This window comes from Rhizobium sp. BK008 (genome assembly GCF_014197345.1).
Taxonomy (GTDB): Bacteria; Pseudomonadota; Alphaproteobacteria; order Rhizobiales; family Rhizobiaceae; genus Rhizobium; species Rhizobium anhuiense.
In genome coordinates this window covers 193022-214598 of sequence record NZ_JACIFK010000003.1, presented here as the reverse complement: position 1 = coordinate 214598, position 21577 = coordinate 193022, and the positions used below count along the sequence as shown (strand labels likewise).

Genomic DNA, 21577 nt, shown 5'->3' with positions numbered 1-21577 from the left:
GTTGAAGATGGGCCGTTGCGGTGACATCGTGGAACGGTCAATCCGACTCCCGTCAGGCAACGGACCCATCATGCTTCATGGACGCGCGCTGCGTTATATAGACGAGGTGGCCCGACAGGGCTCCATCCGCAAGGCGGCAAGGACATTGCATGTCGCCGCCTCCGCGGTGAACCGCTATATCCTGGAGCTTGAGGAAGAGCTGCAGGCACCCATTTTCGAGCGCCTGCCGCGCGGCCTGAAGCTCACGAGTTCCGGCGAAATCCTCATCCAGCACATTCGCGAGACACTGCAGGCGCATCAGCGGATGCGGTCGCAGATCCAGTCCCTCAAGGGGCTCAATCGCGGCGAGGTGGCGCTGGCGACCATGGCAACGCTCGCTGCGGGTCGGATTGCCGAAATCGTTGCCGCTTACCGAGAAGAAAATCCGCAGGTCAGCCTGCGCATCATGGTCGGCGACCGGACGACTGTTGCGGAGATGGTTGCACTCGGCCAGGCCGATATCGCCATTGCCTACAACCTGCCGGACGATACTCGGCTGCAACGCGCCGCCGAATTCCACCATGCGCTGGGAGCCGTCGTGGCGCCCGCCCATCCCCTCGCAAACCGCAGGACCGTGCGCATGTCCGATTGCCTGCTCTATCCGCTGGTTCTGGCGGATCGATCGCTGTCGCTGCGCGAGGTCGTCGAGGCGACTGCCCCGGCGCGTGCCACCCTTGTTCCCGTCGTCGAGACCAATTCGATGGAACTGATGAAGCGCCTTGCCCGGACAACGCCTCACATCACCTTCCTCAACCGGCTCGATGTCGACCGCGAAATGGCGACCGGCGACCTGGTCTTCATTCCGCTGACGGGAACCGGCTCGCTGCAACGGCTGAATATCCTCCACCGCGCCCGCGGCTCGCTTTCGCCCGCAGGCAGCCATTTCATGCAATTCGCGCAGGAGCGTCTGCTCGCCTCGTTTGACGAGAACTGACCGCTCGGTAACCCATCCAATCGAGACTCACCATGAACGATCTTTCGCTGTTTCCCAGCTTTGCCGCCCGTCTGGCGAGACCGGAGCGCATTCGTCTTGCGAAGGCGCGCGTTCCGGTCGCGCTGCTTGCAAATGACGTGCCTGGTGCTGCGGAGGTGGATCGGGACGGCTCCGCCCTCGTCGATATTCTGGTCGAGAACGGCAAGATCGCCGCGATAACGCCGGCCCTTGCCGATGGTGGCGAAGATGCAGTCGCGCTCGACGGCCGCCACGTCTGGCCGCTTCTGATCGACGCGCACGCCCATCTCGACAAGGGTCACACCATGGGACGTGCGCCCGATTCCGGCGGCACGCATCCCGGCGCGCGCGCCGCGACGACGGCGGACCGGCTTGCCCACTGGAATGCCGACGATCTCCTGCGACGGATGGAATTCGGTCTTGCAACGGCCGACGCCCATGGCGTGGCCGCTATCCGCACCCATCTCGACAGCCACGAGGGGCAGGCGGAAATCACCTGGAGCGCATTTGCCGAAATGCGCGAACGTTGGAAAGGCCGCATCACCTTGCAGGCTGCCGGCCTCGTGCCGCTCGATGCCTATCGCGGCGACTATGGCGCCCGCCTTGCCGATATCGTTGCCGCCCACGGCGGCTTGCTCGGCGGCGTCACCCGCGCCTCCGGGGGCACCCATGGGGCAGGCCTCGACGATATCGATCTGCTGCTCGACCGGTTGTTTGCGCTGGCCAAGGAACGGGGACTGGATGTCGATCTCCATGTCGACGAGGCGGCACAGGCGGATTCCCTGCCGCATGTGGCACGTGCCGCCATCCGCCACGGTTACGAGGGGCGCGTGACATGCGGCCACTGCTGTTCGCTTGCGCTTCTGGGCGAGCAAGAATTGCGGGACACGATCGCGCTGATCGCCGATGCCGGCCTCTCGATCATCACGCTGCCAACCGTCAACATGTATCTCCAGGATCGCGAAGACGGCCGCACGCCGCGCTGGCGCGGGGTCACGCCCGTGCAGGAATTGCAGGCGGCTGGCATTCCGGTCGCCGCGGCCGGCGACAATTGCCGCGATCCGTTCTTTGCCTATGGCGATCACGACATGCTGGACACCTGGCGGCAAGCGGTGCGCATCCTTCATCTCGACCACCCTTACGCGGATGCGCCCGCTCTTGCCGGCCCGGCACCTGCTGGCGTCATGGGCATCGACGTCGGTACGATCGGCGCCGGTCGGCCGGCAGACCTGATGATCCTCGAAGCCTGGAGCCTCGACCAGGTTATCGCCCGTCCGCACTCCGACCGCGTCCTCCTCCGCAAGGGGATCTTCGCCAACAGGACATTGCCCTCCTACAGCATGCTCACAGATTTCCCGACCCCTTGAGCCGCTCCCTGGGAGACAAAAAACGGACCGGCGAAGCCCACATCAAGACGCTTGGCCTGTAGCGCGGCGCCGATTTTGTCGGGGACAGCCCGTAATACGGGCCGTCGTTTGCTCAATAACCTGCCGCCAGGGAACGCAAGCCGCATCCTCACGGAAGTGTTGGCAAAGCATCTTCTCGGCGAGCGACATGCGAAAATGCAAATAATCGATGAAATTTCTTCTTTTTTATAGCAAAGCCGCTATGCGCGGCGGCTTTATAGCTTTAACATGATGTCTTGACCGCCGGTGCGTTTGCGCGCCTTGGCTTTCGGGGGTGAGAACCGAGATGCAACGGACATCCGGGCAAATGTCGACGAACAGGCTGTGCCTGCTCGGAAGACCGCGATTGCTGGCGGCGGGGAAGGAACTCCCCTTGCCGGAGAAGTCTTATTTTCTTCTCGCCATGCTTGCTGCCGAAGCCGATCTCGAACTCGACCGCGAAACCGTCAGGCGGCAACTCTGGCAATCGGAGCTGCCGGAAAAGCGGGCAGGTAGTCTGCGCCAGCTCCTGGCGCGCATCGAACAGAGCATTCCCGCCGACCTTCCGCCGCTGCTGGCCGCGACCCGAACCCATATCGGCCTTGCCGCCGGCTGGGAGGTCGATGTTCATATCCTGAAACAGAAAGGGCCGCTCGCACCCGAAGACGGCGGCCTCCTGAACGGCGAATTGCTCGAAGGCGTCAAATCGCCGACGCAGGGCGCCGAGGACTGGCTGACCTTCGAGCGCCAGCGCATCGACGAATTGCGCTCCACCCATCTCGCCCGGCTGGTCGAAACATCAGACGATAGATCTGATGAAGAGCAGGTCACGCTTGCCAGGCGCCTGCTGGAACTCGATCCTGCCAGTGAGACTGCTTATCGTGCCCTGATGCGCACCTATGTCAGGATGAACGATCCGGCAGCGGCGCGTCAGGCCTATCTGAAGTGCAAAAGCCAGCTGAAGGACGACTTCGACACCGAGCCGGAGGAAAGCACCACCGCTCTTGCCCGCGAACTGAACCTGGTGCCGGCGGCACAAGCGGCTTCAGGCCATTCCCAGCCGGGGCCGAACCTCGCGATCACTCTGCTTGGCCAGCCGCGCATCATCATCCTGCCGCCGGAAAGCATTTTTACCGATCCGCTGATGGAGCGCGTCGGCAGGGCGCTTCTCGAAGACGTCACCATCGGCCTCAGTCAGCAGCGCGGCTTCAAGGTGATCGCGGCGCATACGAGTCTGGAAATCCTCAGCCGTTCGATCGATCCGTCGCGCGCCGTGTCCGGTCCGCTCGACCTCAGCTTCGACTATGCGGTCTACGTCACCATCCAGGGCCGCGATGAGGATGTCTTTGCGACCTGCCGCCTGACACGGACGACGACATCGGAGGTGATCTGGGCCATCGAGTTGCCGCTGGTCATGCAGAAGATCAGCGAATCCTTCGCGCATCTGACGCGGCGCATCGTTTCCTCGCTCGCCGACACGATCGAGCGCCACGAACTGGCGATGCCGATCGGCGAGGCGCCGCCGTCCGCCTATCGTCTCTATCTGGAAGGCAAGCGGCTGATCGCCCAGACCGATCTGCAGCATCTGCGCCAGGCGCGCAAATGGTTCAAATCCTCGCTCAATCGTTATGAGCATTTCTCGGCTGCGCATGCCGGCGTGTCGCGCGCGCTCGGTATGGAATGGCTGATTCGCGGCATGCGCGACAAGGAACTGCTCGATGAGGCGAACGGCGCTGCCCGGCAGGCGCAGCAGTCCGACCCGAACAGCGGCCGGGCCTACCGCGAGCTCGGATTCGTGGCGCTCTATCGCCGCCGCTTCGACGAAAGCCTGGAATATTTCCAGCAGGCCCAGGATCTCAATCCCAATGATGCCGACATCCTCGCCGATTTCGCCGATGCGCTTTCCCATGATGGCGATTTCGATCGGGCGCTGGAGCTCAGCCGCGCGGCCTTCAAACTCAATCCGCTGCCGCCGGACTATTATTACTGGAACCTCGGCGGCATCCATTTCATGCGCGAAGAGTATGAAATGGCGATCGAGGCGCTGGAACCGGTGAAGGCCAAGCAGGCAACCGCCCGCCTGCTCGCCGCCTCGCATGCTATGGCGGGCGATACGGCCAAGGCCAGGAATTATGCCAGGGTGGTGCTGGAAAACTTCCCCGATTTCCGCAGCGAGGATATCCGCCATTTCGTCCCCGATCGCGATCCCGCCTATACCGAACCGCTGATACAGGGCCTGCATCTTGCCGGTCTTCCCTGATTGCGCGGCCTTTTAACGAAGCCTGTAACGCTTAAATGACGCAGGTAATGTTTCCCTCTGATGGTTAACGGCAGCAAGGCGCTGCCCAACCAATCGGAGATGGAACATGAAGACGAATGCTGAAAGCACTGCAGTTCAGACACCGTCGCTGCGCTTCTCTGCAGCTGCCAGAGCAGCCATGAAGCAGGATGAACTCAACGTTTCCGCCAATGCGCTCGAGAGCCTGACGCATGCGCTGAGGTTCCGCTAAGGAACAAATCGGTATGTCCGCTTTCACCGACCTTGAAACGCTTGCCGGTGACCTCAAACGATCATCGGCAGGCGTCAGCGATTATCATGACCGCGCCGTCACGCCGGCGCAGACCTTCGCGGCCATCAGGCCGCATCTGCGCGAATTCGGCATCACCCGCGTCGGTCTGTTGACCGCGCTCGACGTCCTGAACATCCCCGTCGCCTTCGCAACGAGGCCGAACAGCCATACGCTCTCGGTCTTTCAGGGCAAGGGCATCGACAACGAGGCCGCCATGACCTCGGCGGCGATGGAGGCGGTCGAGACGCGGATCGCCGAAATTGCCCCCGCCGACCTGACGCAGGCGACCGTCGAGAGCATGCGGGCGGAGCGTGCCGCCATGATCGACCTCGACAATGTCGCACGCTGCGCGCCCGACGAGATCGGCAGCCGTCCCATTCCCTGGTGCTCCGGGCTCGACATCCTGTCCGGCAGCAGCGTCTTCGTACCCTGGTGGCTTGTCGGTCTCGACCATCGCGGCGAGAGGCCGCCGGGCTTCGAGCAGTCGAGCGATGGGCTGGCCTCCGGCAACACGCCGTCCGAGGCGGTCCTGCATGGGCTTTGCGAGCTGGTGGAGCGTGACGCCTGGGCCCTGACCCAGCTGAAATCGCCGGAGCGCCTGAAGGAAAGCCGCATCGACCCGGCCTCCTTCGGCGATGCGGTGATCGACGTCATGACCGACCGGATCACCCGCGCCGGCATGAAACTGCTGCTGCTCGACATGACGACGGATATCGGTATTCCCGCCTTTTTGGCCGTCATCATGCCCGGCAATCTTTCCGACCGTGTCGACGCGCGCTGGTCGCATGTCTGCGGCGGCTGCGGTTGCCACCCCGATCCCGTGCGCGCCGCGCTGCGCGCCATTACCGAAGCGGCGCAGAGCCGGCTAACTGCGATTGCCGGCAGCCGCGACGACTTCTCGCCGCGCATCTATCAGCGGCTCGACAGGAGTGCGGCGATGCAGCAGGTGGTCGAACTGTGCGAGGGCGACGGCCGGATGCGCCCGTTCCAGCCCCGTCATCACCGCAAAGCGACGATCCAGGAGACCATCGGCCATATTGCCGACCGGCTGGTGGCCACCGGCATCGAGCAGATCGTCGTCGTGCCGTTTCCGCACCCGGCCCTGCCGGTCTCCGTCGTCAGAGTGATCGTGCCCGGCCTGGAGGTCGATATCTCAGGCCAGTACATCCAGCTCGGCATGCGCGCTGTCAACACCATAAGAGGAGCCGAATCATGAAGGTGCTGTTCGTCGGCCCGAGCCTGGGCAGCGATCTTGCCGCGGCAAGGGCGATGTCTTCCTGCATCGACTTCCGGCCGCCGGCCGCCGCCGGCGACATTCTGAAAGCCGTTGAGGACGGCGCCACCGCGATCGGCCTCGTCGACGGCTATTTCGGCGATCTGCCTTCGGTCTGGCACAAGGAAATTCTGTACGCGCTCGAACACGATGTCGCCGTTGCCGGCGGCGCCAGCATGGGCGCGTTGCGGGCAGCCGAATGCGCCCCCTTCGGCATGGTCGGGCTCGGCTCGATCTTCGAGGATTATGAGTCCGGGCGGCTGCTCGACGACGAGGCCGTCGCGCTGGTGCATGCGCCGCAGGAACTTGGCTGGCTGCCGCTTTCCGTGCCCTGGGTCGATTTCGAGCCGACGATCGATGCGCTTTACGCCAGCGGCGAGATTTCACCCGGCGAGCGCAAGAAGCTTCTGCTTGCCGGCCGTTTCCTGCATTTTTCCGAGCGCACCTATGCGAAGGTGGCCGACGAGTGCCATTTCCGTAAACCGCGCCGCGACCACATCCTCGCCGCCATTCGCGGCAACCGCGTCGAGCGCAAGCGCAACGACGCGCGGCTGGTATTGGAATGGCTGCGCAGGGACAAATTCCTTCCCGTCAACCGTGACTGGCACTTTGCCGCAACCTCGCACTGGGACCTCCTGCACGCCGAAGTCACGCGCAATGCGGTTGCTGTAACGCTTGAATAACGGTCGCGGCACAAAGATGCAGTAGTGGATGGAATCGTAGGGTTTCACGGCCAACGAAGGCGGGAACGATGTTTGAACAACACAACGAAGGTACAGGCAGCGAATACGCAAGGATCTTCCGGCTGCTGTCGGCAGCCAAGGAGGAGGCTGAAAAGCTTCAGCTGCGTAATCTGATGCACCTGACGAACATGGCGCTGCTGCAGGTCGTTATCGATTGGGACGGCATAGATCCCGACAGGGAGCTTGACGTCAATCTCGAGAAGCTGCTCGGCAGCAAAGCCAAGATCGCAATGAAGGATGCCAGCGAGAATCTAATTCTGATCGATCGCCATTGACCCTCATGCGGCCCGTTGGATTGCGTGAAGGACCGGTTTATTCGGCCGCGTCAGCGTCCAACTGTTCGGTGTTGGCGATCGCCTGGACGAGCTTCAAAATCTTCTTGCGAAGAGCTTCGTTCTTGATCGAAAAGAACGCCGCATTGAGAAGGACGCCTTCGCGCGAAATAACGAATTCCTCGCTTGGAGCAGGGTTGTCGTTGGCCGTAGCAGGGGTCGACAGGTCGTCGAAAAACGTCCTGACATCGACCTTCAGCGCGCCGGCGATTTCGACCAGCATGCTGGCGGAAACGCGGTTGGAACCCTTTTCGTATTTCTGGATCTGCTGGAACGTTACGCCGACACGATCTCCCAGTTCCGTCTGAGAAACTTTCCTCAACAGACGCTGGATGCGGATCGTCTTTCCGACGTGAACATCTACTGAGTGCGGTTCTTCTTTCATTTATTTCCCTCCTGATACAGCGGAGATCTGGCCATTTGCCATATCTCCGCCTGACAACTTTTACCCGAGATGAATAAAGCTAGCAATTGCTCGGTTGTAAGTCGTCCCAAACCGATACAACGCGTCTGCGTCATTATCTCACCACACATCACCAGCAAAAAACATGCCAAAGTAGCACTTTTGCCGGGCACGTCATTATTTTCGTGATGTTGACGCCTGTCGGCGGGGCGTGTGCAGCGAATCCGGGGGTGATATGCATAAAAACAATGAGCGAAGAGCGTTGCTTCACCCGGTCCATGCAGATGCGCTTTAAGTCTTTGATAACCACTGCGCTCTTTTGGGGCGGTGCTTTTTAGAACGCCCAGAGACGCTGCGCATTGGCGAAAAGCAGCTTCGAGCGCTCGGCCTCGCCAACGCCGGAAAGCATCGCATGGGTCGCCGCGACCCAGGTGGAGAGGCCGCCGCCGAGCGTGCAGACCGGCCAGTCGCTGCCCCAGACGACACGATCCCATCCGAAACTTGCGATCACATGTTCGATATAGGGCCGCAGCGTTTGCGCGGTCCAGGTCTCGGCATCCGCATAGGCAACGACGCCCGAGACCTTGCAGACGACGTTCGGCCGCCGGGCAATTTCGGATATGCCGGCCTTCCAGGGCTCAAAGGCATTCGAGCGGATATCGGGCACGCCGCAATGGTCGAGCACGAACTGCACATCGGGCGCGAGATCGACGAGGGCCGCCACCCGGCCTGCCTGATGCGGCAAGGTGCAGAGGTCGAAGGTCAGGCCGCTGCCGCCGATGCGCCGGATGTTTTCGCGGAACAGGGCGCCTTCGGAGACGTCGTCGGGCACGACATGCAGCACGCGGCGGAACCCCTTGACGAAGGGATCGGCCTTCTGTCGCTCGAGATAGGCGGCAAAACCTTGCTCCTCCGGTCGGCAGGAGACGATGGCGCCGGCAAGCAGACTGCCTTCCTTTTTGGAGATGCCGGCGACGTGATCGGTCTCGGCCTGCATGGCGGCGGGATCGACGTCGACCTCCATATGCAGCGCCGTGGTGATGCCGCAGCGCCGGGCCTCAGTCGCATAGGTCTCGTAGAGGAAATCACGATCGAGAGCGGGCGCCTGGGAAAGCCAGGGATAGGGCAGCGCCGACCGATCGATGATGTGCAGATGGGTGTCGATGAACACGCTCTCTCCTCCAAGAGTGGTTTTGCGGCAACCTATCCCTGGTGAATGGATTGTTCAAATAGAAATTCCCGGCGGTCAAAAATTCCAACTTTTGTTGGATTTCCGCGACAGCTTATAGGCTGGCCGTGTCTTCCCGAACCGATAGAATACGGTCGATAAGACCCCATTCCACTGCTTCTTCCGCCGTCATGAAGCGGTCGCGATCCATCCCGCGCTCGAAGTCTTCATAGGAGCGTCCGCAATGCTGCGCATAGAGCCGCGTCATGCGCTGCTTGGTCTTGAGGATTTCTTCGGCGTGAATCAGCATGTCCGAAGCCTGCCCTTGGAAGCCACCGGAGGGCTGGTGAATGAGGATGCTGGCGTTGGGCAATGCAGCTCTTTCACCGGCCTCGCCTGCCATCAGCAGGAACGATCCCATTGACCGGGCTGTCCCCATGCAAAGCGTATGAACCGGCGCGCGGATAAAGCGCATGGTGTCATACAGGGCGAGGCCGCTGGTCACGGCACCGCCCGGCGAATTGATGTAAAGATTGATCGGCTTCTTTGGATTCTCGGCTTCAAGAAACAGCAATTGCGCGCAGACAAGGGCGGAAACGGTATCGTTAACCTCGCCGTTGAGGAAAATGATGCGTTCGCGCAGAAGACGGGAGTAAATGTCAAAAGACCTCTCTCCTCTGCTGGATTGTTCTATGACCATAGGGACGAGTTGCATCGCTTCGCGCATCGGCGAACTCCAATCTTCCAGAATTTAAGGGGCTTGCCGCGTCAGGCGGCGAGCATGACGGGCGGACTGTTGCTGTTCGCGGCCGCTTTCGCCATCCGGTCGAGCCTCGCGTCGGTCAGTTCGTGGATAATGCGCAGGCGGGTGCCGCCGGTCGCGTTCGGGACGATCGTGAACGTCACCGAGCTTTCAAGGAAAGGTGGAGCGTTGTCGCGCAGGCTATAACGGACTTCCTCGCCAGGTGTGATAGTGGCCGGTTCGGGATCGGCCAAAGCGTCTTTTGGTAACCAGTTTTCCCGAAATTCGGGGATGCTGATTGCACGCCAGACTTTGTGCGGCGGTTCATCCAGATCGAATTCCAGTTCGATGCCGTCTTTATGCTCGGTGGCCTTTCCGTCGTTCATTGGTCCATATCCTTCAGCAAGACCTTGAGAGCTTCGATGTGGGCAGGCCAGTAGGCACGATATTTCGCCAACCATTGCGCGATGAGAGCCAGTCCCTCCGGATTGACTTCGTAATTCACGAAACGCCCCTGCCGTTCTTCCCTCACGAGCTTTGCGCTCCGCAAAACCGAGAGATGTTGCGACATTGCCGGTTGACTGATCTCCATGCCCGCGCGCAAGGCGCTGGCGTTCATGCCGCCCGCCGCCAGCTTCTCGAAGATCGCGCGGCGGGTTGGGTCGGCCAAGGCTCGGAAAATGTCATTCTCGATCATGCCGACACATAAGCACGAACTTATGCGATTCGCAAGTCTGCTTCGCGACGGGCTTTTCCGAGGGGACCCGTCAGCCGGAATGGCCGACATCGGCGCCGGCGAGCAGCGAAAGCTGGGCGGCGGTCTTCTGCACCAGCATGATCGTCTGGGTGATATCGGGCGCGGACGGCGCATTGACGAGCGCGATGAACGGGCAGGTGAGGGCGGCGATGCAGCGTCGGTCCGGCCCGAGCACCGGGGCGGAAAGATTGTAGACGCCCGCCGTCTGGGCGCTTGCCATCATCTCGTAGCCGCGCTCGCGGATCTGCTCGAGGCGGTCGTAGAATTCGGGCCCGAGTTCGATGTCGGCGCGGCTGCGCACATGTTCCGAGATCATCATCTCCCGCTCCTCCTCGCTGCGGAAGGCGAGCAGCACATGCCCCGAACCGGTGTCGAAGAGGCTGATATGGGCGCCGATGCGGATCGAGAACCCCCAATAGTCAGGCGCCTCCTGTTGAGCGATGACAACCGCCGCACCGCGATCGAAGACGGCAAGGTGATTGGCTTGGCGCGTGCGCTGGGCGAGATCGCGCATCAGCGGCGTGGCATAGGAGGCGAGCCGGCGCACCGGCGCGTGCAACTGGGCAAGACCGAAGAGCTTCAATGTCAGCGAATAGCGATCGCCGTCCAGCCGGGTGACATAACCGCGGCGCACCAGGCGATCGAGCATGCGGTAGAATTCATTGGGGCTGCGGTCGAGCCGCTTGGCGATATCGGCCTGGGTGAGGCCGGTATCGACACCGGCGAGCAGTTCCAGGATATCGAGGCCCTTGTCGAGGGCAGGAGCGCGGTAGCGGTCTGACTCGTCGGTCTCCATTCCTTCCTCCTGTGAATATCATTCTGCATATACGCAGAACTGCAGCCGGAAAAGGAAAACTTCACGCTTGACCCTTGGCCAATCGTCTGTTTGTCTATAAACAGACAAATCATGACTGAAGACGTCGCCCGATATCAGGTGAAACCGCGTGACCTTCCCGGCGCCAGGACTGGGCGGCAAGCCGCCAACAATATCTTGCCGGACGACCGTCGAAGCGCGCAAAATAAGCAAAGGCCCGAGCCTCGCCCCCGAGCCTCATCAAGACAAACCGCATTCCGTCGTCCAGCATAGACAATTCCAGAAAAGGCCCGTGATATGACAAACAGACTTTCCGGCAAGACCGTTCTCATCACCGCCGCCGGCCAGGGCATCGGCCGGGCGACGGCGACAGCCTTTGCCGCGGTCGGCGCCAAGGTCCACGCGACCGACATCAACACCGAGGCGCTGGCGACGCTGGCCGCCGAAACCGGCGTTTCCACCCACAGACTGAACGTGCTCGAAGACGATGCGGTCACGGCCCTCGTCGCCGAGATCGGCGCTGTCGACGTGCTGTTCAACTGCGCCGGCTTCGTTCATGCCGGCTCTATCCTCGAGATGAAGGATTCCGATCTCGAATTCGCCTTCGACCTCAACGTCAAGGCGATGATCCGCACCATCCGGGCCGTGCTGCCGGGCATGATCGAACGCAAGGACGGGTCCATCGTCAACATGGCCTCCGTCGCCTCCAGCATCAAGGGCGTGCCGAACCGCTTCGCTTATGGCGTCACCAAGGCGGCGGTGATCGGGCTGACCAAATCCGTCGCCGCCGATTACGTCGGCCAGGGCATTCGCTGCAACGCCATCTGCCCCGGCACGGTTGAAAGCCCGTCGCTGCAGGACCGCATGCGCGCCCAGGGCGATTACGATGCGGCGCGCGCCGCCTTCATCGCCCGCCAGCCGATGGGCCGGCTGGGCTCGCCGGAGGAGATCGCCGATCTCGCCGTCTATCTCGCCGGCGCGACCTATACGTCGGGCCAGGCCATCGCCATCGACGGCGGCTGGACGATCTGATTGAGAGCAGTTCCAGGGGAAATGCGCAGCGGTTTTCCCAGGCAAGGCGCGAAGCGGTTTTGCCGGGAATTGCGTAAAACAAAGACGTAAAGCGTGAGAAGCGAATCTGAAAGATCGCAACGCGCTTTAGCCGATCACGCGGCCGGCGGCACCGCCGGCCGATAGGGCCGCCGCCATCGGCCCCCTACAATTATAATCGGGAGGAACAATCATGACCCGCATCACCGATCTTCGCGTCTTCGATCTTCGCTTTCCCACGTCGCAAAGCCTGGACGGATCCGATGCGATGAACCCCGATCCGGACTATTCGGCCGCCTATGTCATTCTCGATACGGACGCGCCTGATCTTGCCGGCCACGGACTGACCTTCACCATCGGCCGTGGCAACGACATCTGCTGCATGGCGATCAAGGCGATGCGCCACCTCGTCGTCGGCGCCGATCTTGCCGAGATTCTCGCCCATCCCGGCCGATTCTGGCGGCATCTGACCAGCGATAGCCAGCTGCGCTGGATCGGCCCGGACAAGGGCGCCATTCATCTGGCGACCGGCGCGGTCGTCAATGCCGTCTGGGATCTGCTGGCCAAACAGGCCGGCAAGCCGGTCTGGCGGCTCGTCGCCGAGATGTCGCCGGAAGAGATCGCCGATATCGTCGATTACCGCTATCTCACCGATGTGCTGACCCGCGACGAAGCGGTCGAGATCCTGAAGCGCGCCGAGGCGGGCAAGGCCGAACGCATCGCCATCCTCGAAAAAGACGGCTATGCCTGCTACACGACTTCGGCCGGCTGGCTCGGCTATGGCGACGAAAAGCTCCGCCGCCTCTGCCAGGAGGCGATCGACGCCGGCTTCGACCATATCAAGATGAAGGTCGGCCGCGACCTGGAAGACGATATCCGCCGCCTCAGGATCGCCCGCGAGGTGATCGGTCCCGATCGTTACCTGATGATCGACGCCAACCAGGTCTGGGATGTCGGCCAGGCGATCGACTGGGTCAAGGCGCTCTCCTTCGCCAAGCCTTTCTTCATCGAGGAACCCACGAGCCCCGATGATGTCGCGGGCCACCGCAAGATCCGCCAGGCGATCAGCCCGGTGAAGGTCGCGACCGGCGAGATGTGTCAGAACCGCATCATGTTCAAGCAGTTCATCGCCGAGGGCGCGATCGACATCGTGCAAATCGATTCCTGCCGCATGGGCGGGCTGAACGAGGTCCTCTCGGTGCTGCTGATCGCCGCCAAGTTCGGTCTGCCGGTCTGGCCGCATGCCGGCGGCGTCGGCCTCTGCGAATATGTGCAGCATCTGTCGATGATCGACTATGTCGCCGTGTCCGGCACCAAGGACGGCCGCGTCATCGAATATGTCGACCATCTGCACGAACACTTCCTCGACCCCTGCCGGATCGAGAACGCCGCCTATATGCCGCCCACCTTGCCGGGCTTCTCTATCGAGATGAAACCGGCCTCGATCAGCAACTATACGTTTCGAGGTTAAGGAAACTTCGCCGCCGCATGTTAAATTCCTGATTTCGACAGTCTTTCTTGTCGATGACGGGCTTCCAATCTGACGGGACTGCTCCAATTCACTTGGAGGCGACGAAGCTTGCTTTTTGAAGCGTCGAGGAATAGTTTCGTTGTGTGAATGCGGAGGGGGCCCAGCACCAGCAGGCCAGCAAATTTTATTGAACTCTGGACAATAGATGTTTGCGATCGAGCCATGCCAAAGTTTCACCACGTCAGGAGACTGTGCGCTTATTTGCTGATCGTTGCGGCAATGCTGCTGTCGATCGGCACCGTACATGCCGCCATCACGGAAGAGAGCGGGCGCCGCGTCGCCCTGGTCATCGGCAACTCGGTCTACAAGACGCTGCCCTCGCTTCCCAATCCCGCCAATGATGTAGAAGAGGTCGCCAGCACGTTGCGCGCGGCCGGTTTCGACGTGACGATCGGCGTCAATGTCGATCGCATCGGGCTCGAGGATACGGTGCGCCGCTTCCTGCGTTCGACCAGCAATGCCGAGGCCGGCCTGATCTATTATTCGGGTCACGGCATCCAGGTCGGCGGCCAGAATTTCATCGTGCCGGTCGATGCGACACTGGAGACGCCCTATGACGTCGAGACGCAGACCATGCCGCTCGACCTGATCCTCAACCATCTCAAGCAGAATTCGCGGGTGCAGCTGATCTTCCTCGACGCCTGCCGCAACAATCCCTTCAACGCCCAGAAATTCTGGATGGCGGAAAAGCTGGAACCGGTCGGCGCCACGCGCGGACTGGCGCGCATCGACAGCGATCTCGGCAGCCTGATCGCCTTCTCCACCGAACCGGGCCAGGTGGCGCTCGACGGCACAGGTGCTCTCAGCCCCTATTCCGAATCCTTCATCAAGCGCGCCAGCGAACCCAACAAGGAAATCCGCCAGGTCCTGACCGATGTGCGCCGCGATGTGATCGCCATGACCGGCGGCAAGCAGGTTCCCTGGGAAAACTCTTCGCTGACCGACAGCTTCTATTTCATTCCGGCGCCGCCGCCACCGAGCGTCGAACCGATGCAGCAGGTGAGCGTGCCAGAGGGAGCCGCTGCCACCAAACTGCCGATCGCCCCGCCGCATGACGAGACCGGCTCGGCGTTGCTCGTCACCCTCAACCAGCTTCCGAAGACCGGCAAACTCAGCTTCGACGGCAAACCCGTGGAGCAGGGCGCGAAGATACCGGCCGCAGCCCTGACGGCGCTGACCTATGATTCATCCGGCGTTGCCGCCGGCACCGTCGGCCTGATCGGCTATACCGTCAGCGACCCCTATGGCCAGGCGACGCAGGGCGTGGTGGCGATCACCGTCTCGGCGGATGCCGGCGCCAAGCTCGCCCAGCTGGAACAGCAAAAACAGGTGCGGCTTGCCGATGCCGATGCCTATTTGAAGACCTTGCCGCGCGACGTCAGCGCAACGATCGGCGTCGGCCCCGTCGAAGCCGGCCTGCCTGCCGTCCCGGCATCGGCCGCCGAAATGACCTTCAAGGTCGCGGCCCTGCCCGACAAGGGCACACTGCGCGCCGGAGAGCGGGTGATCGGGCTTGGCCACGTGCTGGAGGCCGCGGATATTCCGGCGCTTTCGTATGAGCCGCAGATCGGCACCGAAAACCAGCCTTTCGCCCTGACGCTGCAGGCCGCCAATGACGACCTGGCGCCGGCCACCATCACCTTCAAACCGGCGCTCGACGCCTGCGACACCGCGGCCGCGGCACCCCTCGACCTGCAGGGCGTGACCGCCGGAAAACTGCCGAACGAGATCGACCCCGCCTCCGCACTGCCGGCCTGCACGGAGGCGGTCAAGGCCTATCCCGAGGTGGCGCGTTTCGTCTACCAGCTCGGCCGCGCCCAGCTTGCCAATCGCGATACGAAGACGGCTTTTGCCACGATCACGAAGGCGATGGATGCCGGGCATGTCCGGGCGATCTATGAACTGTCGAGCCTTTACGAATTCGGTGCTTCCGTCCCGCGTGACGCAGCCAAGGCAAGCGAGATCGCCAAGGGTGGTGCGGCCAAGGGCGATCCCTTCGCCCTGCACAGCTACGGCAAAGCCCTCTACTACGGCCGTGGCACCAAGGCCGATCAGCAACTGGGGTTACGCCTGATGCTGCAGGCCGCAGATCTCGGCCATACCTATGCGATGAACGAACTTGGCTATATCTTCCTGAACGGCGTCAACGTTCCGGCCGATCCGGAGCGCGGCATCCGTTTTTACGAGGCCGGCGTCCAGCGCAACGACATCTATTCGTTGAACAATCTCGCTCTGGTCTACCGTTTCGGAAAAGGCGCCCCGGAGGATCTCCCGAAAGCGCTCGACCTTTTCACGCGGGCAGCGGAGGGCGGCCAGCCCTACGCCCCGACCAATCTCGGACGCATGTATCGGGACGGCATCGGCGTTGCCGCCGACAAGGCGGAAGCAGAGAAGTGGCTGGAGATCGGAGCGGAACGCGGCGACTACTGGGGGGCGCTGGACCGCGCGGTACTGGCGAAGGACGACGGTGCGGACGCTGACAGCCTTGCAACGGCGGTACGTTATTTCGCGCTGGCCACCGCCATCAATATGCCGGGCAGCGGCGACCCGAAGAACCAGGCAAATGCGGCACTCAAGACCTTGCCGAACGCTGCAAAGAAGAAAGCGGAAAAAGCCTTCGTCGCTGAGTTGACCGCTCAGGAGCAAAAGGCGCTTCCAAAGACCAAGTCGCTCGACGACAGGCTCGTTCAGCTCGCCAAGGCGACATGGGTAAAGCGAAATCCGAGGTACGATCTCTTCTAAAACGGCGATCTGGGGGCGCCCTTCATGACAAGAAAGCTCATTATCCGTGTTCTGCTTTGCTCGACCTTCCTTGCAGGCTCAGGCGCAATCTTGCAGAGTTGCATTTTCGATCCTGGCGCGAAAACGCTGTTCACCAGCGAAGAGCCGGCCAGGAACGTTACGCCGACCAGCAGAAAAATAACGCCACAAAGTAATCAAACAGCTTTTGCACGCTCGGAGAATGGGGCTTCGCGGAGCTCCGGTTCTGGCAGTTCGGGTGGCTCTTCCGGCTCAAGCGGCTCCTCCAGTTCTGGCAGCTCTTCCAGCTCTGGCAGTTCTTCCGGTTCGAGCAGTTCGTCCGGCTCAAGCAGCTCCTCCAGTTCGAGCAGTTCATCGAGCTCCACCGGCGGCTCGTGGTCCGATCGCCGCTTGAAGACCGATATCCGGCGGCTTGGCACCTCGGGCGAGGGCATACCGGTCTATGCCTTCCGTTACGTCTGGGGCGGCCCGATGTTCGTCGGTACAATGGCCCAGGATCTGCTGGCGATCAGGCCCGAGGCGGTCATCGATACCGGAACGGGCTACTATATGGTCGATTATGACAAGCTCGATATTGCGATGATCTCGCAGCCGGAAGATGTGTTTCCACTGACGGATGAAGCAGCGATGGAGCTTGCTGTGCGAGCGCGGCGACGCGCTCCAGCTTCCGTCCAGCCGGCAATATAATCGAGAAAGCCGAGCGCGTGCCGATATCGCCGGACAGGGATACCGTTATCGGGAGCCCTCTTGTCAGCCAGACAGGAACCCTTGTCGGCGTTCTCATCGGCATTGCGCTCTCGGCCTATCTGCAGCTTGAGCCCGGCAAGGCGATGGCGATTGCCGTGTTCTGCCTTCTTCTCGCATGGATCCTCGTCGAAGGCACGCCAGCCGCTCGTCGGGTCTGGGCATCGCGAGAAAGACGGAACGAGGCTCCCGCCATCTTCTGGCGGCGCATCGGAACCAAGCTTGTCGGCCTCGCCGCGCTCTTGGGTGTGGTCGTCATTGCCTGTTCGGTCTTTCCGTTTTTCACACAGTCGTCGACGGTCCGATGGTTCATCGAGGCCGGCCATACGACCATTCCCATTTCCATCGCACTTGCTTTGGCCACCATTCTCTACGTCGCACTCACGGACCTCGTCGCCGAAGAGCCCGACGATTACCTCCATCAGGTTGGGCGCGCGGTGCTGATGCAGGATTTTCGTGAGGAGGACGTGCTGTTCGCATTGCGCCTGCTCGCAATCAAATGCTTCTTTCTCGTGCTGATGTTCTCGGGCGGCATGACCGCTCTTGCCGATCTTGCCGACAAGCCGGCCTGGGCGTTTCCGGTACTCTCGGCGGCCTGGTTCGAAGGTCTCATGCGGCTTGTCTTTCTTCTCGACGTCGTGCTTGCCGCCGGCGGTTATATTGCCACCTTCAAGCTTTTCGGCTGGCATGTCAGGGCGACGGAGACGACGGCGCTCGGCTGGCTGGTCTGCCTCATCTGTTATGAGCCGTTCTTCCCGGCGATTTCGCATGCTTTCGTGCCCTATGGCGACGGGCCGGGCTGGGAGACGGTGATCCAGGAGGGGTCGGCCATCTTCATCCTCTGGAGCGTCGCGACGCTGGCCTGCACCGTGATCTACGTTTGGGCGACTGTCGCTTTCGGGCCGCGATTTTCCAACCTCACTCATCGCGGCATCATCGCATCGGGCCCCTATCGTTTCATTAAACACCCCGCCTACGTCTCGAAGAACATCGCCTGGTGGCTGTTTGCATTTCCCAGCTTCATTGCCAGCGGCCTTGCGGAAGGACTTGCCCGGGCCGGCATGCTGGCGATCGTCAGCCTTATCTACGTCATGCGCGCCCGCGCCGAAGAGCGCATGCTGAGCAGGGATCCCGCCTATCGGGACTATGCCGAGAGCGTTGCCGCGCATGGCCTTCTGGCGATGGCGAAGCGCCGATTGGCGTCAAAGCCGGCAGCCTGACGCTGCCTTTCATTCAACCATCCAGCCCCCTGAAGCGCACCGGCTGGTAGCCGCGCATCAACAGGCTGCCGAGCGAATAGGTGTTGCGGCAGACGCGGCCCTTGCAGGCATTCGGCGAGGCCTCCATCACCTCCACCTTGCGGTCGTCGGTGAAGCGCATGAACAGCAGCACATGCGAGCCCGGCTTGTTCAGCGCGTCGCCCGGCCGCATCGACCAGGGGTCGGAGAGGCGCTTGGTGATACCGGGGATGGCGCGCGTCGTCACATGCATCTTCAAGCCCCAGGCGTCGCTGACGAAGCCGGAGCAGTCGACGCCGAGGATGTTGGATTGCGGCGCGCTCTTGGTGCAGACATTGCCGGCGGTCTGGCCCTTTTCCACCCCGCCGATGAAATTCTCGAGCGGCGTCTTGCAGCCCCAGCAATAGGGAACACCCTTGACCGTCTGGCCGCGCTTACCGATCAGGTAGGTCGGGCGGCGCAGCCGGTTCATGTTGATGCAGCCCGGACCCGGATCCTTGCCATAGGCCGTCGGCGTCACCAGCCAGTTCAGCGTCTCGAAGCCGATGGCCCGCTCGATGACGTCGCTGCGCGATTTCGGCACGATCGCCACCTTCGGCGTCTTGCCGGGTTTGCCGGCATTCGGCTGCTTGGCGGGGCTGGCGACGGCAAGCTTGCGGCCGGGCTCCCGGCCGTCGAGCCGCAGCACCTGCGCCCGGCTCTCCAGCGATCTTAAATAGAGCACGTCGCCACGCGGGCCGATCGCCACGAAACGCCTGGAGAAGACCGTACCCGGTTCGATCGGCAGGTCGTAGACCCGGTCGATTGCCCCGTTCGGCGTGAAGCGCACCACCAGCATGCCGGTGCGTTCGGGCCGGTCGGCCGGCACCAGCTCGACCAGCGCATAGGGCCTGCCTGTTGTGTCGATGTCGAGCAGTTCGACGGTGCCGATCCGCCCCTCGGAGGTCAGCTGCAGCGACAGGAAATTCTCCTCCGAGCTGCTGCGCCGCAGCAGGATCTCCGCCTTGTTGTTGGCAGCCGAGACTTCGGCGACGATATCGCCGAGCCCGCGGCTCGGCACATATTGCTTGACCGGCGGGCGGACCTCGGGCCGGCTCACGCTGCGGCCGATCTCGTCGATGATGCTGTTCAGCGGCCCGGGCGATACCGAGCCCATCGAGGCGAAGACCGAGCGGGTGTAGTCGTCGGCATCGCCGCCGCCGTCGACGGCGCGCAGCGTCTGCGACCGACCGTCGGCATCGGTGGCGCGCTCGAGCGGCACGACGCCATCGGACCAGAGGTAGAGTTCGTTGTGGACGACGGCGAGATCCTCCGGCGTGGCATTCTCCGGCAACGGCAGGATCTCCGGATCGGCCTGCGAACGTTCGGCGTCGACGGCGAGCACGCGGCCGTTGTTCTGGTCGAGAATGTAGATGGTGCCGTCGTCACCGACGGTGATCGCCGCAGGCCCGGATGCCTCCACTTCCTCGTTGGACGAGATGATGCCGACCGAACGCGCGCCGTCGCCGCTGCGAAGCTCTATGATTGTCGTGTCTTTGGCAAGACCTGGCGAGGCGACTGCAAGTGCCGCGGCAAACAGAATATGCGACCCCAAACCATGCATTGCCTCGACCCTCGAAAAGACTGCCAAGCCATTCAAAATGGTAAGATAGATGCGCCCCATCAGCAAGCTGTTGCTTTCCAAACGATTTGGAGATCTGCGCCTGGAATAGTACAAGATCATCGTCTCGAAGATTTGCTGGCAGGAAATGCTTATGCTGGAATGGAACGGTGACGAACTGGCGCTCGACATCAGCCTGCTGGAGCAGGTTCGCGCCGCACGGATAGGTTTTTCCGATCGCGTCTGCGCGGCGTCTGCCAGCAAGGACGACAAACATCTGGCGCAACTGCGCTCCGAGCCGACCTATCTGATGGCCGAGTTCCTCTATTCGATGAAGGTTTTCGGCATCAACACGGCCGAGGATATCGAACGCTTCGCCGATCTGCACAATGACTACGTGGTTTCGCTGACCCGCGATCCGGCCAAGCTGCAGCGCCTGGGGCTGTCGCAGGATCGGGCGCTCGCCTCGATGTTCACCGCCGACACCAAGCCGCGGCTGATCCAGAACTGGGCGGAAAAATCAGGCGCGATCGACCAGTCCAATCTCGCCCGCTTCCTGGTCGCGGTGATGTCGAGCGAGACCTGCCGCAAGACGCTGATCGATTTCGAGACGGCGGGCTTCATGCAGCGCAAGCGCTCGCCCTACGGCACCATGGTCGTCTGGTCGACGGGGATGATCGAGGAGATCTTCGGCGAGATGCTGCGCGACCTGCGCCTCAGTCTGCAGCAATTGAAGATCCTCTAATGCATGTCGCCCGGAAGTGTGCAGCGGTTCCGGGGCAACGACATGCATAAAACAAAGAGCGAAAGCGCCTCTGCCAGTCGATTTCAACCCTCCCAATCGATTGGCGCCAAGCGCCGTTGCCATCCTCCCAGCCTCTCCCTATTGTCGGGGCGCTTGTCGCGTAATGGCGCCCATAAGACGGATGTGACGACGATGACGAAATCCTGGCTCATAACCCTGTCGATCGGCCTGCTGCTGGCGCTGCAAATGCCTGAGCTTAGTCAGGCCGGCCCGGTCGAGGATGCGCTGGCGGCGCGCAACCCCGCGCTGGCAGCGTTGCGCCAGCAGGACGAAAAGGCCTTTGCTGCGGCGACCGCCATCATCGCCGAACATGAGCGCGCCGAGGGGCTGGCGCCCGGCGAAGGCAAGCTGCCCGATGCGACCTCGCCCGGCCGCGACATGGGCTCCGGCCCCGGCAAGGAATTCACATCAGACAATCCGGATATTCTCTGGCTCTACAATTCCTCGCCCGAGGGAATGAGCGACCTGATCTCGATTTTGAAATCAGCCGGGCAGAAACCCAAGAACTAACCGCTACATCGTCATCCGCACGGACTATAATATCCGCCGGATATTACCGGTCGTGAGTCCTGCTCACCTCTTTGCCTTGATGGATTCTTTCGGTCTCCAAATAATTTGTAACCCTCCCTCAAGCAAGACGGGTGAAACCATCCCAATTTCGCCGGTCAGTG

Annotated in this window: 22 protein-coding genes; 14 read left to right on the top strand and 8 right to left on the bottom strand. The window is 62.0% G+C overall.

The genetic code is table 11. From position 1 onward, the window contains the following. Position 1: 1 nt before the first annotated feature. The 7 genes from FHT69_RS15700 to FHT69_RS15670 all read left to right on the top strand — a co-directional run bounded on the left by FHT69_RS15700 (position 2) and on the right by FHT69_RS15670 (position 7237). Positions 2-973 (top strand): LysR family transcriptional regulator, encoded by a 972-nt coding sequence (locus tag FHT69_RS15700; RefSeq protein ID WP_183905596.1) that lies wholly within the window; start codon positions 2-4, stop codon positions 971-973. A gap of 32 nt (positions 974-1005) precedes the next feature. Then, entirely contained in the window at positions 1006-2358 is a 1353-nt protein-coding gene (locus FHT69_RS15695; protein WP_063475718.1) for a cytosine deaminase, read from the top strand. A 325-nt stretch (positions 2359-2683) separates the two neighbouring features. Continuing rightward, positions 2684-4636, top strand: a complete 1953-nt coding sequence (locus tag FHT69_RS15690) for a BTAD domain-containing putative transcriptional regulator (RefSeq protein WP_047611942.1) — start codon at positions 2684-2686, stop codon at positions 4634-4636. A 106-nt stretch (positions 4637-4742) separates the two neighbouring features. Further along, positions 4743-4886, top strand: a complete 144-nt coding sequence (locus FHT69_RS15685; RefSeq protein ID WP_164735880.1) for a hypothetical protein — start codon at positions 4743-4745, stop codon at positions 4884-4886. Positions 4887-4899: 13 nt separating this feature from the next. Beyond that, positions 4900-6162, top strand: a complete 1263-nt coding sequence (locus tag FHT69_RS15680; RefSeq protein WP_047611935.1) for a YcaO-like family protein — start codon at positions 4900-4902, stop codon at positions 6160-6162. Beyond that, a complete protein-coding gene (locus FHT69_RS15675) occupies positions 6159-6902 on the top strand; it encodes a TfuA-like protein (protein WP_097596044.1) in 744 nt (247 codons plus the stop codon). The genes FHT69_RS15680 and FHT69_RS15675 overlap by 4 nt, the downstream gene beginning before the upstream one ends. Before the next feature lie 68 nt (positions 6903-6970). After that, a complete protein-coding gene (locus tag FHT69_RS15670; protein WP_004668299.1) occupies positions 6971-7237 on the top strand; it encodes a hypothetical protein in 267 nt (88 codons plus the stop codon). Positions 7238-7274: 37 nt separating this feature from the next. Here the strand turns inward: FHT69_RS15670 and FHT69_RS15665 are convergent, their stop codons facing one another. From FHT69_RS15665 to FHT69_RS15640, 6 genes are all read right to left on the bottom strand, one after another. Then, complete coding sequence (locus tag FHT69_RS15665; RefSeq protein WP_028759063.1) at positions 7275-7679, bottom strand: helix-turn-helix domain-containing protein; 405 nt, start codon at positions 7677-7679, stop codon at positions 7275-7277. Positions 7680-8031: 352 nt separating this feature from the next. Then, positions 8032-8868, bottom strand: a complete 837-nt coding sequence (locus FHT69_RS15660) for an amidohydrolase family protein (protein ID WP_183905595.1) — start codon at positions 8866-8868, stop codon at positions 8032-8034. Positions 8869-8980: 112 nt separating this feature from the next. Further along, a complete protein-coding gene (locus FHT69_RS15655; protein ID WP_183905594.1) occupies positions 8981-9592 on the bottom strand; it encodes an ATP-dependent Clp protease proteolytic subunit in 612 nt (203 codons plus the stop codon). Positions 9593-9633: 41 nt separating this feature from the next. Beyond that, complete coding sequence (locus tag FHT69_RS15650) at positions 9634-9993, bottom strand: SRPBCC domain-containing protein (protein ID WP_028759066.1); 360 nt, start codon at positions 9991-9993, stop codon at positions 9634-9636. Continuing rightward, positions 9990-10304, bottom strand: a complete 315-nt coding sequence (locus tag FHT69_RS15645; protein WP_183905593.1) for an ArsR/SmtB family transcription factor — start codon at positions 10302-10304, stop codon at positions 9990-9992. Before FHT69_RS15645 ends, FHT69_RS15650 begins: the two co-directional genes overlap by 4 nt. A gap of 70 nt (positions 10305-10374) precedes the next feature. Further along, a complete protein-coding gene (locus tag FHT69_RS15640) occupies positions 10375-11160 on the bottom strand; it encodes an IclR family transcriptional regulator (RefSeq protein ID WP_047611921.1) in 786 nt (261 codons plus the stop codon). Between the two features lie 315 nt (positions 11161-11475). On the opposite strand from FHT69_RS15640, the gene FHT69_RS15635 reads away from it, so the two are divergent. From FHT69_RS15635 to FHT69_RS15625, 3 genes are all read left to right on the top strand, one after another. Beyond that, the gene (locus tag FHT69_RS15635) at positions 11476-12210 is read left to right on the top strand and encodes an SDR family oxidoreductase (protein ID WP_047611919.1); all 735 of its coding nucleotides are present in this window, start codon (positions 11476-11478) and stop codon (positions 12208-12210) included. A gap of 211 nt (positions 12211-12421) precedes the next feature. Then, positions 12422-13699, top strand: a complete 1278-nt coding sequence (locus tag FHT69_RS15630; RefSeq protein WP_097542613.1) for an L-fuconate dehydratase — start codon at positions 12422-12424, stop codon at positions 13697-13699. A gap of 222 nt (positions 13700-13921) precedes the next feature. Next, positions 13922-16501 carry a caspase family protein gene (locus FHT69_RS15625; RefSeq protein ID WP_183905592.1) on the top strand — a complete coding sequence of 860 codons (2580 nt, stop codon included), beginning with the start codon at positions 13922-13924 and terminating at the stop codon, positions 16499-16501. A gap of 194 nt (positions 16502-16695) precedes the next feature. Here the strand turns inward: FHT69_RS15625 and FHT69_RS15620 are convergent, their stop codons facing one another. Further along, a complete protein-coding gene (locus tag FHT69_RS15620) occupies positions 16696-16884 on the bottom strand; it encodes a hypothetical protein (RefSeq protein WP_246780729.1) in 189 nt (62 codons plus the stop codon). Between the two features lie 25 nt (positions 16885-16909). Here FHT69_RS15620 and FHT69_RS15615 point away from each other — a divergent pair, with 25 nt between their 5' ends. Together FHT69_RS15615 and FHT69_RS15610 are read left to right on the top strand one after the other, a co-directional pair. Continuing rightward, entirely contained in the window at positions 16910-17206 is a 297-nt protein-coding gene (locus FHT69_RS15615) for a hypothetical protein (protein WP_047613360.1), read from the top strand. Positions 17207-17223: 17 nt separating this feature from the next. Continuing rightward, a complete protein-coding gene (locus FHT69_RS15610; RefSeq protein ID WP_183905591.1) occupies positions 17224-18483 on the top strand; it encodes a methyltransferase family protein in 1260 nt (419 codons plus the stop codon). Between the two features lie 13 nt (positions 18484-18496). On the opposite strand, the gene FHT69_RS15605 is transcribed toward FHT69_RS15610, so the two are convergent. Further along, positions 18497-20104, bottom strand: coding sequence for a hypothetical protein (locus FHT69_RS15605; RefSeq protein ID WP_183905590.1), 1608 nt, complete (start codon positions 20102-20104; stop codon positions 18497-18499). 151 nt (positions 20105-20255) lie between these two features. Between FHT69_RS15605 and FHT69_RS15600 the strand changes: the two genes are divergently transcribed. Continuing rightward, on the top strand, positions 20256-20846 hold the full coding sequence (locus FHT69_RS15600) for a hypothetical protein (protein WP_047613358.1): 591 nt from the start codon (positions 20256-20258) through the stop codon (positions 20844-20846). Between the two features lie 192 nt (positions 20847-21038). Then, positions 21039-21416, top strand: coding sequence for a hypothetical protein (locus tag FHT69_RS15595; protein ID WP_183905589.1), 378 nt, complete (start codon positions 21039-21041; stop codon positions 21414-21416). The last annotated feature ends 161 nt before the right edge of the window (positions 21417-21577 follow it).